Source organism: Pseudomonas sp. NPDC077649, assembly GCF_044542855.1.
GTDB lineage: Bacteria > Pseudomonadota > Gammaproteobacteria > Pseudomonadales > Pseudomonadaceae > Aquipseudomonas.
The window spans coordinates 431,093-446,604 of the sequence record NZ_JBITVF010000003.1; the positions used below are offsets into that span (position 1 = coordinate 431,093).

The following is a 15,512-nucleotide window of genomic DNA, read 5'->3' on the forward strand; positions in this document are numbered from 1 at the left end:
GTTGGGCTTCGCTGCGCTCGGCCCAACCAGGGTTCCACCCGCTTTATTCGTCGCGGCGCAGGTCCGGCGGGATCGGCAGGTCGGGCAACGGCCCCGGGCGCTTGCCCTTGCCGGCCTGGTACTGGCGCAGCTGGTAGACGTAGGCCAGCACCTGAGCCACCGCCAGGTACAGGCCGGCGGGAATTTCCTGCTCCAGCTCGGTGGAGTAGTACACCGCCCGCGCCAGCGCCGGCGACTCCAGCACCATCACCCGATGCTCCTGGGCGATCTCGCGGATCTTCAGCGCCAGGAAGTCGCCGCCCTTGGCCAGCAGCACCGGCGCGCCACCCTTGTCCGGGTCGTATTTCAGCGCCACGGCGAAGTGGGTCGGGTTGGTGATCACCACGTCGGCCTGCGGCACCGCCTGCATCATGCGCCGCTCGGCCATCTCGCGCTGCAGCTGGCGGATGCGCCCCTTGACCTCGGGCTTGCCCTCGGTGTCCTTGTACTCGTCGCGCACCTCCTGCTTGGTCATCTTCAGCTTCTGCTTGTGACTCCACAGCTGGAACGGCACATCCACCGCGGCGATCAGGATCAGCCCGCAGGACAGCCACAGCGCGCTCCAGCCGACGACCTTGAGGCTGTGCAGGATGGCCGGCTCGAGCGGCTCGTTGGCGATGGCCAGCAGGTCGTCCTGATCCACCGCCAGCACCACCAGCGCCACCGCCAGGATCACCAGGAACTTGGCCAGCGCCTTGACCAGCTCCACCAGCGCCTGCACCGAGAACATCCGCTTGAGCCCGGCCAGCGGGTTCATCCGGCTGGCCTTGGGCTGCAACGCCTCGGCGGAGAACAGCCAGCCGCCGAGGGCGATGGGGCCGATCACCGAGGCGATCAGCAGGGCGATGAAGAACGGCTGCAAGGCCAGCAGCGCATGCTTGCCGGAGGCCAGCAGGTACTGCGCCATGCTGCCTTCGCTCATCAGCACCTCGCGCGGCAGGCTGAAGTTGCCGCGCATCAGGTCGAGCATCACGTTGCCCATGTAGGCGCCGAAGACGATCAGCGCCACGGTGCCGGTGAGGGTCACCGCCAGGGTGTTGAGCTCCTTGGAGCGGGCGATCTGGCCCTTCTTGCGCGACTCTTCGAGCCGCTTACTGGTGGGTTCCTCGCTTTTGTCGGCGCCGCTTTCGCTCTCGGCCATGGCCTCTCCTCAACGCACCTGGGCGAATTCGCCCAGCTGCTGCAGGGCCTCGCTGGCCAGCGCCTGGAACAGGCTGCCGAAATCGGACAGGCCGACCCAGAAGATCACCAGGCCCAGGGCCAGGGTCAGCGGAAAGCCGATGGAAAAGATGTTCAGCTGCGGCGCGGCGCGGGTCATCACGCCGAAGGCCAGGTTGATGATCAACAGCGCGGTGACCACCGGCAGGGTCAGCAGCAGGCCGGCGCCGATCACCCAGCCCAGCTTGCCGGCCAGCTCCCAGTAGTGATTGACCATCAAGCCCTGCCCCGACGGCAGGGTGACGAAACTTTCCGCCAGGATCTCCAGCACCACCAGGTGGCCGTTGATCGCCAGAAACAGCAGGGTCACCAGCATCAGCATGAACTGGCCGAGCACCGGCACCGAGACGCCGTTGGTCGGGTCGACCATGGAGGCGAAGCCCAGGCCCATCTGCATGGCGATGATCTGCCCGGCTACGGCGAACAGGTGGAAGAACAGCTGCAGGACGAAGCCAAACATGGCGCCGATCAGCACCTGCTCGGCGATCAGCAGCAGGCTGCGCAGGCTCAGCGCATCGACCTGCGGCAGCGGCGGCAGGGTCGGCACCAGCAGCACGCTGACCGCCAGGGCCAGGTACAGGCGCACGCGCATCGGCACCAGCTGGGTACCGATGATCGGCATGACCATGAACATGGCGGCGATGCGAAACAGCGGCAGGAGGAACTGGCCGACCCAGCCGCCGATCTGTTCGTTGCTCAGCTCCAGCATTCGCGCCTCAGAGCTCGTGCAGAAAACGTCGCGAGCGAAGGCAGGTCGCGTTTCGCCTGCGCGCAGCAAGCGCAGTGTATTGAAATACATGAGCATTGCGAGCACAGCCGAAGCGCGAGATGCCGAGCGCAGTAGATTTACTCATGAGCTCTCAACCGATCAGGTAGGGAATGTTCTGAATCAGGGTCTGGGTGTACTCCATCAGCTGGCGTACCAGCCAGGGCCCGGCCCAGATCAGGGTCAGCAGCATCACGATCAGACGCGGCAGGAAGCTCAGGGTCTGTTCGTTGATCTGCGTGGCGGCCTGGAACATCGCCACGATCAGGCCGACCACCAGGCTCGGCACCACCGCCAGGCCGACGATCAGCACGATCAGCCAGAGCGCTTCGCGAAACAGGTCTACCGCGATCTCGGGAGTCATCGGAGCCTCGCTACAGGGTGCCGAAACTGGCCGCCAGGGTGCCCATGATCAGTGCCCAGCCGTCGACCAGGACGAACAGCATGATCTTGAACGGCAGCGAGATGATCAAAGGCGACAGCATCATCATGCCCATGGCCATGAGGATACTGGCCACCACCATGTCGATGATCAAAAACGGGATGAAGATCATGAAGCCGATCTGGAATGCGGTCTTCAGCTCGGAAGTGACGAAGGCCGGCACCAGGATGGTCAGCGGCACGTCCTCGACGCCATTGAGGTCGGTACGCTTGGACAGGCGCACGAACAGCTCCAGGTCGCTCTCGCGGGTCTGCGCCAGCATGAAGTCGCGGATCGGCCCCTCGGCCCGGGTCAGCGCCTCCTGGGCGACGATCTCCTCGTTGAGGTAGGGCTGCAGCGCGTCGCGGTTAATCCGATCGAATACCGGCGCCATGATGAACAGGGTGAGAAACAGCGCCAGGCCGACCAGGATCTGGTTCGACGGCGTCTGCTGCAGACCCAGCGCCTGGCGCAGGATGGAGAACACGATGATGATGCGGGTGAAGCTGGTCATCAGCATGACGAACGCCGGGATGAAGCTCAGCGCGGTCATGATCAGCAGGATCTGCAGGCTGACCGAATACTCCTGCTGGCCCTCGGCGTCGGTGGACAGGGTGATGGCCGGGATCGACAGCGGGTTGCCGCCCTGCTGGATCAGCGAACTGCCGAGCGGCGGATCTTCGGCGTAGGCCAACGAGGCGCCCAGGCTCAGCAGCAGCACCAGCAACAAACGCAACATCAGGATTTGTCCTTCTGATCCTTGCCCAGCAGCTCCATCAGGCGCTGGGCGAACTCCGGCGTGGCCGGCTCGGCGTCGGCCAGGTGCACCGGCTCCTTGAGCACGTGCAACGGGGTGATGCGCCCGGCGGACAGGCCGAGCAGGATCTGCTCGTTGCCCACCTGCACCAGCACCAGGCGGTCGCGCGGACCGAGCGACTGGCTGGCCAGCAGCTTGATCACCTGGCCGCCGCGCGGCGCCAGTTGCTGCACCCGGCGCAGCAGCCAGGCGAGCAGGAAGATCAGGCCGATCACCAGCAGCAGGCCGAGCAGCAACTGGCCGAGCTGGCCGGCCATATCGCTGCCGGCCAGCGGCGTCGTCGCCTGGCCGGCGGGCTCGGCGGCCAGGGCAGCCATGGGCAGGGCCAACGGCAGGACGAGGAATCGATTCATGGTCAGCGCAGCTTCTTGATGCGTTCGCTGGGGCTGATCACGTCGGTCAGGCGGATGCCGAACTTCTCGTTGACCACCACCACCTCGCCATGGGCGATCAGGGTGCCGTTGACCAGCACGTCGAGCGGCTCGCCGGCCAGGCGGTCGAGTTCGATCACCGAGCCCTGATTGAGCTGCAGCAGATTGCGGATGGTGATGTCGGTATTGCCCACTTCCATGGAGATCGACACCGGAATATCCAGGATCACGTCCAGGTTGGGCCCTTCCAGACCGACCGGCAGATTGCTGGAGGGCGGCGCGCTGCCGAACTCCTCCATCGGCGCGCGCGGCGCCGCAGGCTGGGCGGCGCCCTGCGCCGCCAGCATGGCGTCGATGTCGTCCTGACCGGCATCGCCGGCCTCGGCCAGCGCCGCGGCCCACTCGTCGGCCAGCGCCTGCTCCTCGGGGCTGGTGTTCTCTTCAGTTGCCATCGTCTTTCCTCGCCTGGCTCAATGGGGTTGCCAGCGCCGTCAGCGCTGACGCTCGATCGGCTCGAGCACCTGCAGGGCCAGATTGCCCTTGTGTGCGCCGAGCTTGACCTTGAAAGTCGGCACGCCGTTGGCGCGCATGATCACGTTGTCCGGCAGCTCCACCGGGATCACGTCGCCCGGCTGCATGTGCAGGATGTCGCGCAGCTTGAGCTGGCGCCGCGCCACGGTGGCGGCCAGCGGCACGCTGACGTCGAGGATGTCCTCGCGCAGGGCCTTGATCCAGCGCTCGTCCTGGTCGTCGACGTCGGACTGGAAGCCGGCGTCGAGCATCTCGCGGATCGGCTCGATCATCGAATAGGGCATGGTGATGTGCAGGTCGCCGCCGCCGCCGTCCAGCTCGATATGGAAGGTGGACACCACGATGACTTCACTCGGGCTGACGATATTGGCCAGCGCCGGGTTGACCTCCGAGTTGACGTACTCGAAGTTGATGTCCATCACCGCGTGCCAGGCCTCGCGCAGGTCGACGAAGGCCTGGTCGAGCACCATGCGCACCACACGCAGCTCGGTGGGGGTGAACTCGCGGCCCTCGATCTTGGCGTGACGGCCGTCGCCGCCGAAGAAGTTGTCCACCAGTTTGAACACCAGCTTGGCGTCGAGGATGAACAGGCCGGTGCCGCGCAGTGGCTTCATCTTCACCAGGTTGAGGCTGGTGGGCACGTACAGCGAATGCACGTACTCGCCGAACTTCATCACCTGCACGCCACCGACCGCCACGTCCGCCGAGCGGCGCAGCAGGTTGAACATGCTGATGCGGGTGTAGCGGGCGAAGCGTTCGTTGATCATCTCCAGGGTCGGCATGCGTCCGCGGACGATGCGATCCTGGCTGGTCAGGTCGTATTGCTTGACGCTGCCCGGTTCGGCGGCGTCCTCGGTATCGACCAGGCCGTCGTCGACGCCGTGCAGCAGCGCGTCGATCTCGTCCTGGGACAGCAAGTCTTGCACGGCCATGTTCGCTCCCGGCTACTGCAATACGAAGTTGGTGAACAGCACCTGCTCGACCACGGTGCCGCCGGTTTCCTGCTGGGCCAGTTCCTGCACGCTGGCCAGCGCCTGCTGCAACAACATCTCCTTGCCCAGTGCGCTCTGCAGGGCGGCGAAATCCTGGCCGGCGAGCAGCATCACCAGGCGGTTGCGCAGCACCGGCATGTGCACCTTGAGCTTGTCCAGGCCGGCGGCGTCGCGGCTCATCAGGGCCATGCTGACCTGCAGGTAGCGGGTACGTCCCTGGTAGTTGAAATTGACCACGAAGGCCGGCATCAGCTCCTGGTACAGCGCCGCCTGGCGCACCGGCGCCGCGCTGGCGGACGCCGCCGCGGGTTCGGCATCCGCGGCCTTGTCGCCCTTGCTGAGGACGAACCAGGTGCCGCCGATGGACAGGCCAACGGCCAGCAACAGGGCCAGCACTATCAATACGATGAGCTTCAGCTTGCCCTTGCCGGCCCCCTGGTCGTCGCCGGTCGCCGTGTCTTTCTTAGCCATGCCAATAATCCGTCACTGTCGGAGTTCTTTCCGCTTTCAGGGGGTTGAGAGCAAGTGTTATGCCAGCCTAGCGGCTCGCTTGTCTAACTCTGGGCTGCGGATTTAACAGCGGTGCGCGCCGGCTGTCATCCAAAATGCATTCGCCCGGGAGGCCGGCAGGCCGCCCGGGCGAATGCGAGGCTGGCGAAACAGGCCCGGCGACCGGGCTCAGGCGTAGTAATCCACCAGGCCCAGGCCTGCGCTCGAACGCTCGCTGCGCAGCTCCTGCGCAGCGCTCGGCAACGACTCGTCCGAGGCCAGCCGGCCATCGCCGCCGCTGGCGCCGCCACGCCCGCCCTCACCCTGACCCTGCCAGCCGCGGCTGAGCGACTGATCGGAGACGTTGGCATCGGCCAGGTTCATGCCCTGCTGGGCGAACAGTTCACGCAGGCGCTGCATCTGCCCTTCCAGGGCTTCGCGCACCCCGGCGTTAGGGCTGGCGAAAGTCACCTGCGCCTGGTCCTGGGACAGGTTCACCCGCACCTCCAGACGGCCCAGTTCGGCCGGATCGAGCTGGATCTCGGCCGACTTGAGGTTCTGGCTGGACAGCCACATGACCCGATCCACCACCGCCTCGCTCCAGCCGCCCTGCTGCATCGCCACCGGCTGCCCGGGCACCAGCGGCAGACGCGGCGCCGCCCCGGTCTGCTGGTTGAGCGCCTGGGTCAGGGCGTTGAGCTTGCTGACGAACTGATCCGGGCGGTTGGGCTGCACGCTGTCCTTGAGGCTGTCCAGGGCATCCTTGGCGAGATCGTCCAGCGGCAGCTCCAACCCCGCCTCCTCGCCGGGCTTGGCCTTCTCCTCGCCCTTGCCCATCGCCGCCATGGCCGCGGCGAAATCGCTGCCGGTGGCGAGTCGCGTGCCCTTGCCCGCCGCCTCCTTGCCCAGCTCGACCTGGCCCTCCTCCTCCGGCGCCTGCTGCAGCAGGGCCAGCGGATCGAGCGCCTCCGTCTCCAGCGCCGGCTCGCCGCCCTCGCCATCGGCCTGGGCGTCGGCCATGCCGGCAACCGCCAGGGCGGATGCCGGCAGCGCCTCGCCCGTCGGCGCAGCCTGCGCGGCCTGCGCCTGGATGCCGCCCAGGGCCATGGCCAGCAGCGGATCGAGTTCCGCGGGCGTCTCGCCCTCGGCCGGCAAGGAATTGCCGTCCGCGGCAACGTCCGGCTGCTCGGCGGCAGCCTCGGCGCTGGCCGCCGGCTCGCCGCTGGCGCCGGCCGGGCGCTCCTCGCCAGGCGTGGCCGCGCCGCCGGCACGCTCGCCGGGCTTGGCCTGGCGCTCCTTGGCGTACACCTCGGCGAAGCTGGAGGCCTCGTTCTTGCTGGGCTCCGGCGCTTTCGCCGGCGGCTTCGCTTTGCTCTTTACCTCAGGCGTGGCCTGCAGGCGTAGATCGGGCATCGCGGACATGGACGCTCTCCGTCTGATGGGTCGTGACGGTGTCAGAGCAAAGGCTGGGCCAAGTCGGGGAAAAATCTGCAGATGCAGGGCGGTCGCGCGCGACTCAGACGCGATAACGCTGGCGCTCGGACTTGAACAGGATGCGCACTATGGCGAACTCGCGCTCGATCTGCTCGATCAGCGCCGGCGCCAGCTCCAGCGCCTCGCGGCGACCGGCGTCCTCGAGCTGCTTGCACAGCCCGGCCAGCAGCACCGCCCCCATGTTGCTGCAGCTGCCCTTGAAGCTGTGCGCGGCCAGGCGCAGCCCCTGGGCATCGGCCTCGCGCTCGGCCTGGCGCAGCAGGCGCAGGCGCTCCTCGGAGTCGGCGACAAAGGTATCGAGCAGAATCGGGTACTCGTCTTCCATGACGTCCTGCAGGGCAGCCAGGACGGCATCGTCGAGGTGGATATCGGACACCGGGTCACTCCCTGAACAACAAGGCTGGGATTATGCCCCAGCGGACCAGCAAAACTCCACGCTGACGCCCTGGCCGTCGGCGCTGCAGACAAAGCCATCGCTCAACTCGCGCACCAGCGCCAGACCGCGCCCGCACAGGGCCTCGTCCTGCAGCGCGGCCACGGCGGCCGGATCGAAGCCCGGCCCGCTGTCCTCGACCCGCACGATCAGCCGCCCGCCGCCGGCCTGCGGCAGCAACTGCAGGTGAAAGCGCACGTAGCCGTCGCTCAGTGCCGCCAGGCGCAGGCGCCGCTGCCGGTAGTACTCGGCGAAGCCGCGGGCATCCTGCTTGAGCGCCGAGTCCAGGCCCATCACACCGTGTTCCAGGGCGTTGGAATAGAGCTCGGCGAGCACGGTGTACAGCTCGCCGCCGCGCGGCCGCAGCGCCTGCACGTCGAGCAGCAGCTGCAGCAGGAAGGGCAAGGGATTGAAGTGGCGCAGGCTCTGCGCGCGAAACTCGAAGCTGGCCGACCAGTCCAGCGGGCTGCTCTGCCCGCTGTCGGCGAAGGCCAGCGGGCGTGGCCGGGCGGCGTCCTCGGCGAGGCCGACCTGGAGCATGCTGACGTCGTCCTGGACCTCGCCGCGGAATTCCAGCAGCGCCTGCTGGATTTCCTCGAACAGTGCCTGCGGCTGGCGGTTGGCGTCGAGCAGCGCCAGCAGACGCGCCTCGCCGAACAGCTGACCCTGCTGGTCGCAGGCCTCCAGCACGCCGTCGGTGAGCAGGAAGATGCGGTCGCCCGGGGCCAGCGGGTAGACCTCGCAGCGGTCGCTGAAGGCCGCCGGTTCGAGAATGCCCAGCGGCAGATGACGCGATACCAGGGGCTGGCGCGAGCGGCCATCGCCGTGCAGCAGATGGCCGTCCGGCAGGCCGCCGTTCCACACCTCGAGCAGGCCGCGCTGGCTGCTGATGTTGAGCAGGGTGGCGCAGCAGAACACGCCCACCGGCAGGATGCGTTTTAGCTTGGCGTTGATCTCGCGGAGGATCTCGGCCAGGGCATGGCCCTTGGCGGTCATGCCGTAGAACACCTCGGCCAGCGGCATGGCGCCGATGGCCGCCGGCAGGCCGTGGCCGGTGAAGTCGCCGAGCATCACGTGCATGCCGCCGGAGGGCTTGTAGGCCGCCAGCAGCAGGTCGCCGTTGAACAGCGCGTAGGGCGACTGCAGGTAGCGGATGTTCGGCGCATCCAGGCAGCCGGAGTGCGCCACCTTGTCGAACACCGCCTTGGCCACCCGCTGCTCGCGCAGCAGGTGCTCGTTGTGCCGGGCGATCAGGTCGCGCTGCTGCAGCACGGTGTCCTGCAGGCGGCGCAGGCGATCCATGGCGCCGATCTTGGCCGCGAGTATCACCCGGTTGTAGGGCTTGGCGAGAAAGTCGTCGCCGCCGGCCTCCAGGCAGCGCACCAGCGCTTCGCCTTCGGTCAGCGAGGTGAGGAAGATGATCGGCACCAGCGCCTCGCCGGCCTGCTGCTTGATCCGCCGCGCCGCCTCGAAACCGTCCATCACCGGCATCAGCGCATCCATCAGCACCAGCTGCGGGCGCTCCTGCTCGAACAGCGCGACCGCCTCCAGGCCGTTGCTGGCGGTGAGCACCCGGTGGCCCTGGCGACTGACGATGGTCGACAGCAGCATGCGATCGGCCGCGTTGTCCTCGGCGATCAGGATCGACAGGCGCTCGGCCATGGTCAGTTGATCTGAAACAGCTGCTCGAAGTTGGAGATCGCCAGGATCTTGCGCACATCGCTGCTGCAGTTGAGCAGGCGGATCTGCGCTGTGTCGCCGCCGGCGTGATCGCGCAGCAGCAGGAGCATGCCCAGCGCCGAGCTGTCCAGGTAGCTGGTGCCCTGCAAGTCGACCAGGTAGCGCCTGGGGGTGATGTTGACGCGCTCGTAGGCGTCGCGAAATTCCTGGTGGGAGGCGAAGTCGAAACGTCCTCGAATCGCGATGGTCAGCTCTTGCCCGTCGGCCGACGGCTGCGAGGTGATGGCCATGTCCTGCTCCTTTGTCGAGACCTTGCCTGATTGGCGGCATACGCACCCAAGGTGTAGCACCTGCCCTGCCCCACGACAACCCGTCTTCAGGGCTCGCCGCGGTCGATCAGGCGCTGCGCCAGCTCGTCGAGCAGCTTCTGCTCGCGCTTGTCCTCGGCCAGCCGCGCCTCGTCGATATAGCGCTGCACCAGCTTGCGCAGCCCCTCCAGGCGCGCGTAGCGTTGCTGCCAGACGGCGCGCACCTTCTCCAGGTTGGCGCGGTGCCAGTCGAGGCTCTGGTGCTGCTGGCCGATGGCCGTTTCCAGTTGTGAAAGAAAGCGCTGGTAGTTCATCAGCCATTGCCCGGAGACGCCCTTGCTGCCCTCGCTGATCCACTGCTGCTGGTAGTCGCCGCGAAAGCGCTCCAGCTCGCCCAGCTTGGCCTCGGCCTGGCTCACCAGCCCCTGGCAATGGCCGAGCTGGCGCGCCGCCTCGCGCTCGGCCTTCTCGGCCATGTCCACCACCGGCGCCAGGCGCGCCGCTCGACTCGCCGCCATGGCTTAGGCCTTGTTCGCCGCCGGGTTGAAGATGGCCGCCAGCTGCCGGCTGCTGCCCTCCAGCGGTTCGCTGTCGTGCAGGCCCTGGCGCAGGTACTGGGCCATCTGCGGCTGGCGGGCGATGGCCAGGTCGGTGTCGGCGTCGCCGCCCGGCACGTAGGCGCCGACGCTGATCAGGTCGCGGCTCTGCTGGTAGCGCGACCACAGCTGCTTGAAGCGCTGCGCCTGCTTGAGATGCTCGGGCGACACCACCTGCGGCATCACCCGGCTGATCGAGGCTTCGATGTCGATGGCCGGATAATGGCCCTCCTCGGCCAGCCGTCGCGACAGCACCAAATGGCCGTCGAGCACGCCGCGGGCGGCGTCGGCGATCGGGTCCTGCTGGTCGTCGCCCTCGGAGAGCACGGTGTAGAAGGCGGTGATCGAACCGCCGCCGGCCTCGGCGTTGCCGGCACGCTCCACCAGCTTGGGCAGCTTGGCGAACACCGACGGCGGGTAGCCCTTGGTCGCCGGCGGCTCGCCTATGGCCAGGGCGATCTCGCGCTGGGCCTGGGCGAAACGGGTCAGCGAATCCATCAGCAGCAGGACGTTCTTGCCCTTGTCGCGGAAGTATTCGGCGATGCGCGTGCAGTACATGGCCGCGCGCAGGCGCATCAGCGGCGCGTCGTCGGCCGGCGAGGCGACCACCACCGAGCGCTTGAGGCCCTCCTCGCCGAGGATCTCGTCGATGAACTCCTTGACCTCGCGACCGCGCTCGCCGATCAGCCCGACCACGATGATCTCCGCCTCGGTGAAGCGGGTCATCATGCCCAGCAGCACCGACTTGCCGACGCCGGTGCCGGCGAACAGGCCCAGGCGCTGGCCGCGGCCGACGGTGAGCAGGCCGTTGATCGAGCGGATGCCGACGTCCAGCGGCTCGCTGATCGGGTGACGCTTGAGCGGGTTGATGGTCGGCCCGTCCAGCGGCACCCAGTCCTCGGCCTTCATCCCGCCCTTGCCGTCCAGGGCGCGACCGGCGCCGTCGAGCACCCGGCCGAGCATGGAACGGCCCATGGGCAGACGCCCGGCGTCGGGCAGCGGCACCACCCGCGCGCCGGGGGCGATGCCGGCCAGGCTGCCGACCGGCATCAGGTAGATCTTGTTGCCGGAAAAGCCCATCACCTCGGCCTCGACCTGCACCGGGTGATAGCTGTCGCCGTTGACCACCAGGCAGCGGCTGCCAATGGCGGCGCGCAGGCCCTCGGCCTCCAGGGTCAGGCCGACCATGCGCAGCAGACGGCCTTCGAGTATGGGTTGGCTGGGCAGGTGGATGGCCTCGGCGTAGCCGCCCAGGCGCCTGGCGAAACTCACCCGATCAAGGCGCATCGCCGCCATCCAGATCCAGGCTGATATCCGCTTCCGGCGGTTGGGTGATCTGCGCGCGCTGCTGCTCGAACAGCTGCTTGAGCGCCTGGGCCAGGCGGGTCTCGACGCTGGCGTCGATCTGACTGTGCTCCGACTCGATGCGGCAACCGCCGGGCAGCAGGCTGTCGTCCTCGAGGATGCGCCAGCTTTCCTCGTGACGCTCGCGCAGCGCCTTGATGGTCTCGAAATCCTGCGGGTTGACCTGGATGCGCACGTTGTCGGCGCCCATCGGCAGCAATTTGAGCGCCTCGCGCAGCACCTGACGGATCTGGCTGGAGTCGCTGGCCAGCTCGCGCTGGATCACCTCGCGCACCATATGGCTGACCAGGCGCACCAGGGCCACTTCCAGCTGCTGGTCCTGCTCGGCAATGGGCTCGAACAACTGCGCCATCACCTGCTCCAGGCGGCCCAGCTTGAGCGCCAGGGCGGCCTCGGCCTCCTGCTTGGCCTTGAGCTGGCCGGCGTGGAAGCCGTCCTTCTCCCCGGTGGCGAAGCCCTCGTTGTAGGCGTCCTGGCGGATGGCCTCGAGCTCGTCGAGGGTCAGCGGCTTGACGTCCTCTAGCGCCACCTCCTCACTCTGCCCGACGTCCTGCGCCTCGACTTCGGCCTCTGCCGCCACGTCCACCGCCGGTTCGACTTCGGTCGGCGCCTCGCCTGGCGCGTCGAAGCTGGGCAGCGCCCAGCGGTCGAAGGCGCCCAGGTCCTTGGCGCGAATCAGCTCGCTTTCCGACTCCTTGCCCGCCGCCATGACTTAGACCATCTCCTCGCCGCCCTTGCCGCCGAGCACGATCTCGCCGGCCTCGGCCATGCGCCGGGCGATGGTGAGGATTTCCTTCTGCGCCGCCTCGACGTCGCTGACGCGCACCGGGCCCTTGGCTTCCAGGTCGTCACGCAGCAACTCGGCGGCACGTTTGGACATGTTCTTGAACACCTTGTCCTTGATCGCCTCGTCGGCGCCCTTGAGCGCCAGCACCAGCACCTCGGAGGACACCTCGCGCAGCAGCGCCTGGATGCCGCGGTCGTCGACGTCGGCGAGGTTGTCGAAGACGAACATCAGGTCCTCGATCTGCGTCGACAGGTCTTCGTCCACCTCGCGGATCGAGTCCATCAGCTGACCTTCCACCGAGCTGTCGAGGAAGTTCATGATGTCCGCCGCGCGCTTGACCCCGCCCATGGTGGCGCGGGTGGTGTTGGCGCTGCCGGAGAACTGCTTCTCGAGGATCTGGTTGAGTTCCTTGAGCGCCGAGGGCTGCACGGTATTGAGCGAGGACACGCGCAGAATGATGTCCAGGCGCACCTTGTGGTCGAAGTGGCTGAGCACCTCGCCGGCCTGGTCCGGGTCGAGGTAGGCGACAACTATGGCCTGGATCTGCGGGTGTTCGTAGCGGATCACGTCGGCCACCGCGCGCGGTTCCATCCATTTGAGGCTGTCCAGGCCGCTGGTGCTGCCGCCGAGCAGGATGCGGTCGATCAGGTTGCCGGCCTTGTCCTCGCCGAGGGCCGCGGTGAGCATCTTGCGGATGTAGCCGTCGGCACCGACGCCCAGGCTGGTCTGGTCGCCGACTATCTCGACGAACTCGCCCATCACCTGCTCGACCTGCTCGCGATGGATATTGCGCATGCCGGCCATGGCCACGCCGACCCGCTGCACTTCCTTCGGCCCGAGGTGCCGCAGCACCTGGGCGGCGTCGGTCTCGCCGAGCGACAGCAGGAGAATGGCGGCCTTGTCGACCTTGCTCAGCTTGGCGGGGGTACGGTTGTCACTCATCGGCGTTGATCCACTCTTTCACGACCTGGGCGACGCGGCCAGGGTCTTCCGCCACCAGGCTCTTGATCGCGTTCAGTTGCGCATCATACCCCTCGCTGGGACTGGGCAGCAGTATGCTCTGCGGCCCGCCGAGGCTGACCCGATCGTCTGCCAGCTCGCCATCGAGGCCGGCCATCTCGCCCAGTTCGACGTCGCCGCCGGCCAGCGCCTTGCCCTTGCCGCCACCGGTGATGTTGTTGAGCACCGGACGCAGCACCCCGAACACCAGGAGCAGGATGAACAACACGCCGAGCACCTGCTTGACGATGTCCCAGAACCAGGGCTGGGTGTAGAACGGAATGTCCGGAATTTCCTCGCCCAGCGAGGTGGTGAAGGCGGTGTTGATCACGCTGACGCTGTCGCCGCGGCTGGCGTCGAAGCCCACCGAGTCCTGCACCAGGCGGGTGAAGCGCGCCAGATCGTCGGCACTCCAGGGTACCCGGCTGGTTTCGCCGGTGGCCGGGTCGACGCGCACCTGATCGTCCACCACCACCGCCACCGACAGGCGGCGCAGGCGGCCCTGCTGCTGCTTGGTGTAGCTGATCGAGCGGTCCAGTTCGAAGTTGCGGGTGGACTGCTCGCGCTTGTCCGCCGGGTACGGCGCCAGCATCGGCTGACCGGTGGCCGGGTCCATGATCTGCTGGCCGTTGGCATCCACCAGCGGCTGGCCGGCCGCCACCGGACCGGCGGGCGCCGCGGCGGCGGTCGCCTGCTCGGGAGCCGCGGCCGGGCCGGGCGGCTGATTGGACAGCGCGCCGGGCACGCCCTGCGGCGGCAGGCTGCTCTGCCGCTGTTCGTTGACCTGCTGCTCGCTGCGCAGCGCCGGCTGGTCCGGGTTGAACATCTCGGAGGTGGACTCCACCGCGCTGAAATCGACGTCGGCGGCCACCTCGGCCTTGTAGCGGCCGGTGCCCAGCACCGGCTGCAGGATGTTGTGCACGCGCTGGGTCAGCAGGCTTTCCATGCGCCGGCTGTAGTCGAACTGCTTGCCGGCCATGGTCAGCTCGGACAGCTCCTGCTGATCGGAGAGCAGGTTGCCCTTCTGGTCGACGACGGTGACCTGGCCCTTGTCCAGTTCCGGCACGCTGGTGGCGACCAGGTTGACGATGGCCATCACCTGGCTCGGCTCCAGGGCGCGGCCCGGATACAGTTCCACCAGCACCGAGGCCGACGGCTTGCGCTCGTCGCGGACGAACACCGAGGCCTTGGGCATGGCCAGGTGCACGCGCGCCGCCTTGACGTTGTTGAGGCTGGAGACCGTGCGCGCCAGCTCGCCTTCCAGGCCGCGGCGGTAGCGGGTGGCTTCCATGAACTGGCTGGTGCCCAGGCCCTGCTCGCGGTCGAGAATCTCGAAGCCGACGCTGTTGTCGGTCGGTGCCACGCCGGCGGCGGCCAGGCGCATGCGCGCCCGTGCCAGGTCGTCGGCCTTGACCAGCAGCGCGCCGGAGGTGGGCTCCACGGTGTAATCGATGCCCGAGGCGCTGAGGGTTTCCACCACCTGGGTCGCGTCCATGCCGTTGAGGCTGCCGTAGAGCGGACGGTAATCCGGCTGCTGCGACCAGAGCACCACGGCGAAGCCGATGGCCACGCTGGCAGCCAGGCCGACCAGCAGGCCGAGCTGGCGCAGCACCGACATGTCCGCGAGGTTTTCCAGGAAGCTAAGACCCAGCAGCGGGCCCTTGACCTGCGCCGCGTCCGCCTTGGCCGGTACGTTTGCTACTGCTGCTTCAGCCATCAATCAACCCTCAAACCGGCATCTGCATGATGTCTTGATAAGCCTGGACCAGCTTGTTGCGCACCTGGGTCATGGCCTGGAAGGACACGCTGGCCTTCTGCGAGGCGATCATCACGTCGGTGAGGTCCACCCCGCTCTGCCCCATCTCGAAGGCGGTAGCCAGCTTGTTGGAGGCCTGCTGGGTCTCGTTGACCTTGGTCACCGCCTGGCCGAGCATCTCCGAGAAACTCGGCGCGCCCTGCACCGGCTCGCTGACGGCCGGCTTCTGCCGCGCCATCGCCTCGGACTGCATGGCGCGCATTTCCAGCATCAAGCGATTGAATTCAACACCCTGGCTCATGACTTCCTCCACTGCCCGCTTTTTGACACTTGCGGTGCGTTGCAGGGGTAACTGCAACAAGGGTGCCAAAGGAGCCAGCTACAGGCTGCAAGCCTTAAGCCGCGAGAAGAAGCCCACTCCGGACAGAGCGTAGGGTGGGTTAGCCGCAT

Annotated in this window: 18 protein-coding genes; all 18 read right to left on the bottom strand. The window is 67.5% G+C overall.

Translation table 11 applies throughout. From position 1 onward, the window contains the following. Nucleotides 1-43: 43 nt before the first annotated feature. The 18 genes from flhB to fliE all read right to left on the bottom strand — a co-directional run bounded on the left by flhB (nucleotide 44) and on the right by fliE (nucleotide 15,363). Nucleotides 44-1,180 (bottom strand): flagellar biosynthesis protein FlhB, encoded by a 1,137-nt coding sequence (gene flhB / locus ACIGFL_RS12370; RefSeq protein ID WP_397497377.1) that lies wholly within the window; start codon nucleotides 1,178-1,180, stop codon nucleotides 44-46. A gap of 9 nt (nucleotides 1,181-1,189) precedes the next feature. Next, nucleotides 1,190-1,966 (bottom strand): flagellar biosynthetic protein FliR, encoded by a 777-nt coding sequence (fliR, locus tag ACIGFL_RS12375; RefSeq protein WP_122108415.1) that lies wholly within the window; start codon nucleotides 1,964-1,966, stop codon nucleotides 1,190-1,192. Between the two features lie 151 nt (nucleotides 1,967-2,117). Beyond that, a complete protein-coding gene (gene fliQ, locus ACIGFL_RS12380) occupies nucleotides 2,118-2,387 on the bottom strand; it encodes a flagellar biosynthesis protein FliQ (protein WP_021441781.1) in 270 nt (89 codons plus the stop codon). Between the two features lie 10 nt (nucleotides 2,388-2,397). Further along, nucleotides 2,398-3,183: a flagellar type III secretion system pore protein FliP gene (fliP, locus tag ACIGFL_RS12385; protein ID WP_021441780.1), complete on the bottom strand. Its 786-nt coding sequence runs from the start codon at nucleotides 3,181-3,183 to the stop codon at nucleotides 2,398-2,400. Next, nucleotides 3,183-3,614 (bottom strand): flagellar biosynthetic protein FliO, encoded by a 432-nt coding sequence (fliO, locus tag ACIGFL_RS12390; protein ID WP_021441779.1) that lies wholly within the window; start codon nucleotides 3,612-3,614, stop codon nucleotides 3,183-3,185. The genes fliP and fliO overlap by 1 nt, the downstream gene beginning before the upstream one ends. A gap of 2 nt (nucleotides 3,615-3,616) precedes the next feature. Next, the gene (fliN, locus tag ACIGFL_RS12395; RefSeq protein WP_021441778.1) at nucleotides 3,617-4,084 is read right to left on the bottom strand and encodes a flagellar motor switch protein FliN; all 468 of its coding nucleotides are present in this window, start codon (nucleotides 4,082-4,084) and stop codon (nucleotides 3,617-3,619) included. 39 nt (nucleotides 4,085-4,123) lie between these two features. After that, nucleotides 4,124-5,095: a flagellar motor switch protein FliM gene (fliM, locus tag ACIGFL_RS12400; protein ID WP_021441777.1), complete on the bottom strand. Its 972-nt coding sequence runs from the start codon at nucleotides 5,093-5,095 to the stop codon at nucleotides 4,124-4,126. Nucleotides 5,096-5,107: 12 nt separating this feature from the next. Then, nucleotides 5,108-5,626 (bottom strand): flagellar basal body-associated protein FliL, encoded by a 519-nt coding sequence (gene fliL, locus ACIGFL_RS12405; protein WP_122108416.1) that lies wholly within the window; start codon nucleotides 5,624-5,626, stop codon nucleotides 5,108-5,110. Nucleotides 5,627-5,833: 207 nt separating this feature from the next. After that, complete coding sequence (locus tag ACIGFL_RS12410; protein WP_397497378.1) at nucleotides 5,834-7,066, bottom strand: flagellar hook-length control protein FliK; 1,233 nt, start codon at nucleotides 7,064-7,066, stop codon at nucleotides 5,834-5,836. Between the two features lie 94 nt (nucleotides 7,067-7,160). Then, nucleotides 7,161-7,514, bottom strand: coding sequence for an Hpt domain-containing protein (locus ACIGFL_RS12415; RefSeq protein WP_021444189.1), 354 nt, complete (start codon nucleotides 7,512-7,514; stop codon nucleotides 7,161-7,163). 30 nt (nucleotides 7,515-7,544) lie between these two features. Further along, nucleotides 7,545-9,233, bottom strand: a complete 1,689-nt coding sequence (locus ACIGFL_RS12420; protein ID WP_021444188.1) for a fused response regulator/phosphatase — start codon at nucleotides 9,231-9,233, stop codon at nucleotides 7,545-7,547. A gap of 2 nt (nucleotides 9,234-9,235) precedes the next feature. Beyond that, on the bottom strand, nucleotides 9,236-9,541 hold the full coding sequence (locus tag ACIGFL_RS12425; RefSeq protein WP_021444187.1) for an STAS domain-containing protein: 306 nt from the start codon (nucleotides 9,539-9,541) through the stop codon (nucleotides 9,236-9,238). An 86-nt stretch (nucleotides 9,542-9,627) separates the two neighbouring features. Further along, the gene (fliJ, locus tag ACIGFL_RS12430; RefSeq protein WP_122108418.1) at nucleotides 9,628-10,077 is read right to left on the bottom strand and encodes a flagellar export protein FliJ; all 450 of its coding nucleotides are present in this window, start codon (nucleotides 10,075-10,077) and stop codon (nucleotides 9,628-9,630) included. A gap of 3 nt (nucleotides 10,078-10,080) precedes the next feature. Continuing rightward, nucleotides 10,081-11,442, bottom strand: coding sequence for a flagellar protein export ATPase FliI (gene fliI / locus ACIGFL_RS12435; protein WP_397497379.1), 1,362 nt, complete (start codon nucleotides 11,440-11,442; stop codon nucleotides 10,081-10,083). Further along, the gene (gene fliH, locus ACIGFL_RS12440) at nucleotides 11,432-12,229 is read right to left on the bottom strand and encodes a flagellar assembly protein FliH (RefSeq protein ID WP_397497380.1); all 798 of its coding nucleotides are present in this window, start codon (nucleotides 12,227-12,229) and stop codon (nucleotides 11,432-11,434) included. Before fliH ends, fliI begins: the two co-directional genes overlap by 11 nt. Before the next feature lie 3 nt (nucleotides 12,230-12,232). Continuing rightward, nucleotides 12,233-13,249 carry a flagellar motor switch protein FliG gene (gene fliG / locus ACIGFL_RS12445; RefSeq protein ID WP_021444795.1) on the bottom strand — a complete coding sequence of 339 codons (1,017 nt, stop codon included), beginning with the start codon at nucleotides 13,247-13,249 and terminating at the stop codon, nucleotides 12,233-12,235. Then, a complete protein-coding gene (gene fliF / locus ACIGFL_RS12450; RefSeq protein WP_397497381.1) occupies nucleotides 13,242-15,023 on the bottom strand; it encodes a flagellar basal-body MS-ring/collar protein FliF in 1,782 nt (593 codons plus the stop codon). Before fliF ends, fliG begins: the two co-directional genes overlap by 8 nt. A 10-nt stretch (nucleotides 15,024-15,033) precedes the next feature. Continuing rightward, nucleotides 15,034-15,363, bottom strand: coding sequence for a flagellar hook-basal body complex protein FliE (gene fliE, locus ACIGFL_RS12455; protein WP_021445177.1), 330 nt, complete (start codon nucleotides 15,361-15,363; stop codon nucleotides 15,034-15,036). Nucleotides 15,364-15,512: the final 149 nt, after the last annotated feature.